At 55.2% G+C, this 2,914-nt stretch carries 3 protein-coding genes, 1 rRNA gene and 1 pseudogene; 2 read left to right on the forward strand and 3 right to left on the reverse strand.

All coding sequences use genetic code 11. The annotated features are described in order from the left end of the window. Window positions 1–158: 158 nt before the first annotated feature. Both MHK00_RS11720 and MHK00_RS11725 read right to left on the reverse strand, forming a co-directional pair. Window positions 159–494, reverse strand: coding sequence for an IS3 family transposase (locus MHK00_RS11720; RefSeq protein ID WP_250411989.1), 336 nt, complete (start codon window positions 492–494; stop codon window positions 159–161). 124 nt (window positions 495–618) lie between these two features. Continuing rightward, window positions 619–918: a transposase gene (locus tag MHK00_RS11725; protein WP_250411992.1), complete on the reverse strand. Its 300-nt coding sequence runs from the start codon at window positions 916–918 to the stop codon at window positions 619–621. Between the two features lie 69 nt (window positions 919–987). Between MHK00_RS11725 and MHK00_RS11730 the strand changes: the two are divergent. Both MHK00_RS11730 and MHK00_RS11735 read left to right on the forward strand, forming a co-directional pair. Next, window positions 988–1,194: pseudogene (locus tag MHK00_RS11730) on the forward strand (IS256-like element ISCau1 family transposase); the annotation flags it as partial. Window positions 1,195–1,305: 111 nt separating this feature from the next. After that, the gene (locus MHK00_RS11735; protein WP_250411994.1) at window positions 1,306–2,550 is read left to right on the forward strand and encodes an IS256 family transposase; all 1,245 of its coding nucleotides are present in this window, start codon (window positions 1,306–1,308) and stop codon (window positions 2,548–2,550) included. Window positions 2,551–2,805: 255 nt separating this feature from the next. Here MHK00_RS11735 and rrf read toward each other — a convergent pair. Next, window positions 2,806–2,914: ribosomal RNA gene (rrf, locus tag MHK00_RS11740) — 5S ribosomal RNA — on the reverse strand; the annotation flags it as partial.

Here is a 2,914-nt window from a genome sequence, read left to right on the forward strand (position 1 = left end):
CTACTGGATGGAAGTCGTTTACAACCGTCGGCGCCGGCACTCTGCACTAGGAATGGTCAGTCCCGTCGACTTCGAAAACCACATTGGTCTAACCACCAGTAGAAAAGAAATAGCTGCCTAAACACTAGGTAGCCCCACTACGTGTCCACGAATTGCGGTCAACCCCAAAGGTACATGTTTTTGCCTCCCCTACACGGCAGGTAAGTAATGTCACCGACATACACACGATTTGGCTCGCCAGCTGTGAACTTGCGGCCTACTAGATCTGGCATGACACGGTGACCAGGCTTACGCCTGGTAGTAATGCATCGACGCCGTTTGCTAAAGCCTTTTAACCCCATGGATTTCATGATGCGTGCAACTTTCTTGTGATTGATCGGGGTATACGTCGTGTCCTCCTTGAGGCTTGCGGCGATGCGTTTAGCACCATAAAGCCCGTGCTCATCATCGAAGATGGTCTTGATTCTTGCACCAATAACGGCATCAGAATACATCTTTAACCAGCGTTTTTACGGGTGCTCACCCACTTGTAAAACGAGGAACGATTCAGCTTTAACACATCGCACATCCGCTTAACCGAGTACTCGGTTCGGTGGTCATCGACAAACTGGAAGCGGATCACCAGTGAGTCTCTTCGGCAAAATATTTCGCGGCCTTACGCAGGATGTCGCGTTCTTCGCGCAGCTTAGAGACTTCTTTTTCCAGCTGACGGATTCGCGCAGAATCATTCGCCGCTTGGGCTTGATCGTGCACGGCCTTCGTGCGGGCACGTTTGCCAGTGCCGTACTTTTTGACCCAAGAATGTAGCGAGGTACGGTTGATACCGAGCTCAGCTGATGCTGAGTTCAGCGAGAGATCCTCGTTGTTCTCATAGAGGGCTACGGCATCGCGTTTGAACTGTTCGGAGTACCTGGACATGGTGGTAGATTACCTTTCTTCCCAGCTCGACTGGGCTGGATATCAGGTGTCCACCACATGGGGGTCAGGTCCCACACCGAAGACCCTGTACCGCCACTGGATATAGCCAAGCAACAAGACTTCGGACGCCAAGGAGAAAAAGTCGCACGCGCAGCCTGGGCGAAAGAAGAGCCTAAACGACACGGCCACCCAGACGGGCGACCAGCCACATATGACACCCACATCGACAGCGAATGGAACCCCAGCTTAGACATAAGAAAAGGTTGCGTCCCCTAACGTGGTGTATCTGTAGCCCGCGGTAAGTCTTGTGCCGGTGTGCATGAAGGCGACCATCGCGGGTACCTTTCGAATCAACTCTTACCTATCCTCGAAAGGAAGTACCCTGCGATGGCCGCTGACCCTCATCATATCGATCCGACCGCGTATCTCGAAGAGCTACTGACTCAAGCGTCCCCAGATTTGATGCGCCAAATGCTCACTGACTTCATCAACCAGATTCTTTCCGCCCAAGCAGACACCGTCTGCGGGGCTGATTACGCCACCGTGTCAGCCGAGCGCACCAACACACGTAATGGCTACCGTCATCGCCAACTTGATACCCGAGTCGGCAGCATTGATGTGGCAATCCCGAAGCTACGCACCGGCGCATTTTTCCCTGACTGGCTGCTAGAGCGCCGCAGCCGCACCGAGCGTGCCCTGACCACAGTCATCGCCACCTGCTACCTGAAAGGAGTCTCCACTCGCAGGATGAACGACCTGGTGGCCACCCTTGGGATCAACAACTTGTCGAAGTCTCAGGTCAGCCAGATGGCCAAAGAACTCGATGACATGGTCGATGACTTCCGCACCCGCCGGCTTGACCAAGGCCCCTACCACTTTGTCTCCTGCGACGCGCTGACAATGAAGGTGCGGGAAGGCGGACGTGTCGTAAAGACCAGCGTGTTGCTGGCCACAGGTGTCAACGCTGACGGCTACCGAGAGCTTTTGGGCATGCAGGTTGCCACCGCGGAATCTACCGCGTCGTGGACCGGGTTCTTTCGGGACCTCATCGCCCGTGGCCTGACCGGGGTATTCCTCGGTACTAGTGATGCCCATCTTGGTATTCAAGCAGCCGTGGGTGACTGCCTGCCGCAGGCTAGTTGGCAGCGGTGTCGAACACACTTCGCGAAGAACCTCTCGGCCCAGGTTCCCAAAACCCAATGGCCGACTCTGTCAGCGATGTTTCACACAATCTTTCAGCAACCCGATGCCGCTAGTGTGTGGGCCCAAGCTCGTGAGGTTATTGAATTCTGCCAGCAGAAATTCCCTCACGTTGCCACCTACCTCGAGGAGTGTCTCGACGAGCTGTTGGCGTTTACCGCTGCGCCGAGAGCGGTGTGGACCAAAATCTGGTCGAATAACCCCACTGAACGGCTCAATAGGGAGATCCGCCGGCGTACCGATGTCGTAGGAATCTTCCCAAACCGAGACGCTGTTGTGCGCCTTGTTGGGGCGGTTTTGGCCGAACAGCACGATGACTGGATCCAACAGAAGCGTTATATGTCACTGACCAGCCTGGCACAGACCAAAGAGATCATCGCCGCTGGGGTCATCGACGAGGACCGCGACAACAACCAGGAGATCGCCGCGTGAATACCCTCACCCCTTATCCCCGAGATGGCCCCTAAACCACCGCCATGAAACTAACCCCAGATTCGAAAACAGATACACCACTACCCAGGACTTGACCATAAGAAAAGGCTGGGCCGGACGCGCCTAAATCCACACGAAATGTCCCTTAAGCCGGCTCCTACGGCTTGTACCAGCCGGCGAGGCTAGCAAAACGAAAGAAGAGGACGGTGGTGTGCCGTCCTCTTCTTGTTGTATTTTGTTGTGTTTGTTGTTTGGTGTCGGCGGTGACTTACTCTCCCACAACCTCCCGGTTGCAGTACCATCAGCGTGTGCAGGCTTAGCTTCCGGGTTCGGAATGGGACCGGGCGTTTCCCTGCAGCTATTG

The sequence above is a fragment of the Corynebacterium tuberculostearicum genome, from assembly GCF_022347385.1.
GTDB lineage: Bacteria > Actinomycetota > Actinomycetes > Mycobacteriales > Mycobacteriaceae > Corynebacterium > Corynebacterium tuberculostearicum_M.